The 6,349-nt window shown below is 41.9% G+C and carries 5 protein-coding genes; 1 reads left to right on the top strand and 4 read right to left on the bottom strand.

What is annotated here, in order from left to right:
- The 4 genes from AC1DPZ_RS19750 to AC1DPZ_RS19735 form a co-directional block, all read right to left on the bottom strand.
- A partial coding sequence (locus AC1DPZ_RS19750; protein WP_477406591.1) for an alkene reductase occupies positions 1-1,027 on the bottom strand: 1,027 nt, incomplete at its 3' end.
- 65 nt (positions 1,028-1,092) lie between these two features.
- Positions 1,093-2,025, bottom strand: a complete 933-nt coding sequence (locus AC1DPZ_RS19745; RefSeq protein WP_477406589.1) for an NAD(P)H-binding protein — start codon at positions 2,023-2,025, stop codon at positions 1,093-1,095.
- A 45-nt stretch (positions 2,026-2,070) separates the two neighbouring features.
- Positions 2,071-2,997, bottom strand: coding sequence for an NADP-dependent oxidoreductase (locus tag AC1DPZ_RS19740; RefSeq protein ID WP_477406587.1), 927 nt, complete (start codon positions 2,995-2,997; stop codon positions 2,071-2,073).
- A gap of 170 nt (positions 2,998-3,167) precedes the next feature.
- Complete coding sequence (locus tag AC1DPZ_RS19735) at positions 3,168-4,151, bottom strand: helix-turn-helix domain-containing protein (protein ID WP_477406585.1); 984 nt, start codon at positions 4,149-4,151, stop codon at positions 3,168-3,170.
- Between the two features lie 521 nt (positions 4,152-4,672).
- Between AC1DPZ_RS19735 and AC1DPZ_RS19730 the strand changes: the two genes are divergently transcribed.
- Positions 4,673-6,289, top strand: a complete 1,617-nt coding sequence (locus AC1DPZ_RS19730) for a glycoside hydrolase family 43 protein (protein WP_477406583.1) — start codon at positions 4,673-4,675, stop codon at positions 6,287-6,289.
- Positions 6,290-6,349: the final 60 nt, after the last annotated feature.

The following is a 6,349-nucleotide window of genomic DNA, read 5'->3' as shown; positions in this document are numbered from 1 at the left end:
TTGTAGCTCCGTCCGGTACATTCAGCTCAGCATTCAATTCAAACCGTTTTGGCAAATCGGGATTGGCCAGAAACAATGAGCCATAAGAAATTATTTTAGCGATTCCCTTTTCCAGTTCTGCTTCCCCGCTATCTTTATTGAACCCGGCATTGGCAATTACCAGATGGTTGCTTATGCTGCCAAAAGTTTCCACAGCATTCTTAGGATAGTGCGGGTAATTATCCAAAGGGAACATGCCATTCATCAGATGAATATAGGCCAATGGCAATTCATTCAATGCTTCGATCAAAGGTTTGAATTGAGCAACAGGATCACTGTTTTCTATATTGTTATAATATACAGTTGGTGATAGCTTAATGCCAACTGTATCGCTTCCCGACGCATCAACCAGTTCCTGCATAACTTCCAACACGAAGCGGTTCCTGTTCTCAATGCTGCCACCATACTCATCAGTCCGTAGGTTTGCACTTTCCGATAAAAATTGGTTAGGCAAATACCCGAATGCTGCATGCAGTTCAACACCATCAAAACCAGCATCGATGGCATTCCTGGCGGCCTGGCCGTAATCCTTAACGATCTGTTTGATCTCTTCGGTAGTCAATTCCTGAGGTGTTTCGTAATCTTTCATTCCCTGGGAGGTGAAATGTTGCTGCCCTTTTATCCCGATCGCCGACGGTGCTACAGGAAGTTTCCCTTTTCTATCCACTGAATGACCGACACGTCCGGTATGCCAAAGCTGGGCATAGATCACCCCTCCGTTATCATGAACGGATTTTGTTACTTTCTTCCAGGCATCAATTTGCTCCTGGCTGTACAGGCCGGGTGTCAGGGGACTACCCAGCGCCTGTTCCGAGATATTGATGGCCTCCGTAAGGAGGAGTCCTGCAGTGGCACGTTGTGTATAGTATAATACGGTCAGGTCTGATACAACACCTTCGCTATTGGCACGGCTGCGGGTCATGGGTGCCATCGCGATGGCGTTCTGCAATGTTTCTTTTGCTAATGTTACCTTTTCTAATAATTTCATGGTCTCTTTATTATTATTTTGTTGTTATTGTAAATCGTACTGTTTAATCCGGAAGATTTCTTTATTTAGATCAGCCCCTTGTCACGGCAGTATTGTGCTACGCTTTCTTCAACAGTTGGCAGCTCTCCGAAAAGTTCTTTTTGTCTTTGCGGGTTTTTGCTTATATAAACACCAGTATCTATCCACCTGATCATTTCATACATATCTTTGATGTTGTCATTGAAACGACCAATGACCGGCAGGACGTATTTCACTACGAATGGAGGCATAACCGGCTTGACTTCTACGTTCTTTTTAAGAACACTTGCAAACGCAGCTGCCAGTATCTTCTCGTTAACTGGTCTGTCCCAGCCGATATCTATGGAAGTGTTTAATTCTGAATCCGGTAAAGCAACCGCTGCCATAGCGGCATACTTGGCAAGTTGGGGGGTATAGATGATCCCGTAAGTCCCGGTCAGGAAGGTTGGCAGTATGCCTTTGGTGATCTTACCGATAATAAAATCCGGTGTCTGATCAAGAAACGCTCCCGGCCTGAGGGCAATATAGGGCTGTCTTTTTTCCTTCAAATATTTTTCGATCAGGTATTTATTATAAAAGTGAGGTACAGATCTGGCTTTATCCGATTCCAGAATGGAGATCAGTACGAAACGTGAAATCCTTGCTTCTTTAGCAGCGTCAACCAGATTTTGGTAACCGATAGTATCTGTTGTTGCACTGTCACCCTTTTTTCGACGGGTATATCCGGCAGCACTGGCTATGATAACATCAAAACCATGCTCAGGTGAAAGGGCTTGCCTTAAAGAGGCTGCGTCCATCATGTCGCCCACTACAAAATTTTTAACACCCATTTCCACGAGTGCACTTCTATTGCTGCTCGCCCTAACCATAGCAGTAACATCTGCCCCCTGTGCAAGCAACTCTTTCACTATCTGGCTTCCCAGCGTTCCGGTTGCACCGGCAACGATAACTTTCTTATTTTTCATTTTTAAATTTTTCATTAAGCCTGGTTACAGGCATTATCATCATTTAGCTGATTAATTATACTATTGGGCTACTACAAGAACAACTTTACCGCTGACCCCACCAGCCGACACATAATCCTGGGCTTGCGCAGCTTCCTCTAATTTGAAAGTTTTTGCAACGATGGGACGGAGCTTGCCTTCATTTACCAGAGCTAAACCGGCGGTCAAACTATTTGCCGAGATATTGGAACTGATAAATCGTGCGTCAACCTGGTGCTTTTCAGCTAATTTGGTGGAAGGCGGGTTTACTATACTGAATAATTTACCTCCAGACTTTAACACTTCAAAAAGTTTATGCTGAGATTCGCCGCCGGCGCAATCCGCCACCAGGTCAATATCCTTAACCAGTACTGTAACGTCTTGTGATTTATAATCTATTATCTCATCTGCACCAAGGCTTTTTACTAACGCTATGCCTTGTCCGGATGCCGTAGCTATGACATAAGCACCTGCGTTTTTTGCCATTTGTACCATGGTGGCTCCAGTAGCCCCGGCAGCCCCCTGAATTAAAACTTTCTGACCTTTCGCTAATTTCCCCTCATTGAATAATACCGATTGAGCAGTGCCTATATTAACCACCAGGGAGGTTGCTTCTTCAAAGGAGGTGTTAGTTGGTTTAATGGCTACGTGACTTTCATTTGCCAGCGCGTACCCGGCATAGCCTCCTTCCCTGGTCACAGCGATTACCTGATCACCTGCTTTAAATTGGGTTACTTTTTCTCCGGTGGCGATAACGATCCCCGCCACATCTGCACCTGGTACAAATGGCAAGCTGACAGGTCGTATTTGTTGCATAATTCCACTGCGTAATTTGATATCCAAAGGATTTACGCTGGCTGCTTTAACTTGAATTAAAACTTCATTTTCATTGTTTATCTCAGGCTGAGGGATCTCTACCACCTCCATCACATTGGAATTGCCAAATGCCTTATATTGTATTGCTTTCATTATTTTGAATTATAAAATGGATTCTCAAAAGGCGTGAATAACGTTTCCTTTTTTGTCGTACTTAATTATAGGAACAAAATTAAAAGTTATTAAATGGGTAAAATAACCGAAAAAGGCGTAAGAATAGTCCTATCCGACAAATGTGTTTAAAGAAGAGGGGAAAAGAAAACTTATGCAGTGTAGGAGAACTTTTTTGGCGTAATACCATACTGCTTCTCAAATAACCTGCTGAAGTGGCTAAGGTTTGAAAAACCCAACTCATAACCAACTTCTGAAACGGAATGTTTAGCCTGTTTCAACAGAAAAGCAGCCTCTTCCATTCTGGCTTTTTGATAATAATTATAGATTGTATCTCCAAATGTTTGCTTAAAAAGTTGCTTAAGTTTCGTTTCACTCATCGAAGCGATTATAGCTAATTCACTTAAAACCGGCGGAGTACTCAAATCACTCAATATTCCGTTGCGAATGACCAAAAGTTTTTCTGCATCGTTGCTATTTATACTCTTAAAAGTCGTATTCTCCCTAAGCGACAGCTTACTAAAAAGCAAGTACATTAATTCCTGTACCTTAATTTGTACATAGAAATTATTCAGGGAGTTATTCATGTCGACGGATACAATATTTTTAAGCAGCAATTGCATTTCAGGATCCAAACTTTCGAAAAAGAGAAAGGACGCATTTTCCGCTGTAATGGTTTCTATTGTAGTATTAGGCTTTTCAATAGATAGCACTGAGCGTAGTCTGTTAGCAGTAATGCCAACTACTACATATTGAATGTTGCTGCCGGCAGGAAAGCGGATTTCCGTGCGCAGATCATTTGTGGACAGGAGTATGAATGAATTACCTTTGGGTGAAAATGGTATGTTTTCCCCGTTGTTATATTTAACCTCAAGATCTTCTTTGTTATTATAAAAGAAAATAGTACGTACGTTATTAGATGTCACCGCGGGATTGCGTTTAACAATTAAATCTTCATTTAATACATACCGGTGGATCGTTAACTTAAAATCATCTCCAAACTCAACTTTACGTACATAACCTTCTCCCAGTGTCTTCGGGATCTCCAATACATTATCCCTTACAGGCACATTGATCTGTTTCGAGAACAGTGTTACGAAATCAAAACCGGGGGCTGTTGTAAATTCAAAAATCATTGCAGGAAGTAACTAATTAATACGTCTAAGGTTATGTAAATTTCTTAAAGTTTAAGTCAATATATTACATTTTAATAATTTGGATTATCATCCCCCTTTTAAAGGTACAATACCTTCAATGTCGCTGTTCTGCTTGTACAGGAAGTGCCTTCCTGGCAAACCGCTATCCATCAACCTTATAAAGTAATATTTTTACAACTCAGCTGTCCAAAGTCGGTTACATTACCGTGTAATTTAAGTGACATGCTACGTTCTTTCAGGGAAAATGCGCAGCAGCATGAAAGTCGGTTTTGTATAAAATAAAGTCTGTTTGGAGTAATTCAGCATGGGAGACTTTATATAGTTTTGTTTTAATCAAATAACCTGACTGACCAACATATGAGTTATTTGCCAAAAGCCTTTATAAGCCAACTGATAAATGGACCACACGCTAACTACAGCGGCAACCGGCATTGAAACCGGAGCCTGTATTAATTGTGCAAGGTTTTTACGGACACCAGCCAGCTCAGTGTTTTCAAATTATGTATAAGCAATTTTTTATTGTAATCATCCTAATTGCTACTGTTAAATCAGTAAGAGGGCAGGATAATGATAATCCAAAATGGAACACCTGGGCCACCTGGGGAGATCAGAATAATGGCACTTATCGGAATCCCGTATTGCCGGCAGACTACAGCGATCTTGATTGTATCCGCGTAGGAGACGATTATTATGCCATATCTTCTACTTTTCAATATTCTCCGGGAATGATTATCCTTCATTCAAAGGATCTGGTCAACTGGAAGATAAAAGGCCATGCGGTGCCTGATATCACACAAATATCTCCTGAAATGAACTGGGACCGGATGAACCGGTACGGTACTGGTATCTGGGCAGGAGCAATACACTATCACAAAGGCAGGTTTTGGATTTATTTCGGAACGTCCGATGAAGGGTATTTTATGACAACTGCTAAAAATATAGAAGGCCCCTGGGATCCATTACATAAAATCATCGGGGAAGCAGGTTGGGATGACTGCTGTCCTTTCTGGGATGATGACTGCCAGGGTTATTTCATTGGTACAAATYTCAAGGATAAGTATAAAATACATCTCTTTAAACTTACTGCCGACGGTAAAGATATTATTAAGGAGACTGATAAGGTTATTTATCAATCGAAGGGAAGTGAGGCCAATAAACTTTACAAGATAAATGGGACCTACTACCATTTTTTCAGTGAAGTGAAAGCCGACGGCCGGACTGTAATGATGGAGCGCTCAAAGAATATTTGGGGGCCTTATACCGAAGTTAAGCAATTGAGCCATGCTCAAAATGATATAAAATCACCCAACCAGGGCGGTATTGTTCAAACCCGGAACGGAGATTGGTATTTTCTTACCCATCACGGAGACGGAGACTGGTTCGGTAGGGTCATGAGTTTGATCCCGGTTAACTGGGTGGATGGATGGCCTATTTTAGGAAAAGTGGGAGAAGATGGTGTTGGTACCATGGTTTGGGATGGCAAGAAGCCGGTTAGCGGAGCAAAAATTAACACTCCCCAAGCAAGTGATTCTTTTTCGGGAACCCGGTTGAATGAGCAATGGGAGTGGAACTACCAGCCGAGGGGCGGCAAGTGGTCGTTGCAAGAAAGAAAGGGGTGGCTCAGGCTTTACGCGTTCGGCTCCCTTGAAAAGAATGACAACCTTACAAAGGTGGGTAATATCCTTACGCAGCGGTCTATGTCTACTAAGACTAACGAAGTAATTGTTAAACTGGATTTAAGCGGAATGGCAGACGGCCAAAAGGCCGGTTTCACTCATTTCGGACACCCAGCTTATTCGGCCATAGGTGTACGTTGTGATGGCAAAATAAAAAAATTGGAATACAACTTAAAGGGCCAGATAACAGAAGGTGATCAAATAAACCAAAATGTGCTTTGGCTGCGGTCTGTTTGGGGCCTTGATGGTATTAGCCAGTATTCTTACAGTACAGATGGTAAGAATTTCAAAGATTTCGGGCCTGCGTACAAGTTAATGTGGGGATCATATAGAGGTGATCGACTGGGAATATATTCTTACAATAACAAACAGGAAAAAGGATATGTAGATGTCGACTTTTTTAACTATACGTTTTCGGGGCCTGAAAAAACAAAGAAATAGTAACGCTTCGTCTTATGGGCTTTCATACTTCAAATTCTACATACCAGTAGTCTCCAGACT

Source organism: Mucilaginibacter sp. P4_G9, assembly GCF_056400985.1.
The sequence above is the reverse complement of the archived record's forward strand: the minus strand, read 5'-3'. Positions and strand labels throughout refer to the sequence as shown.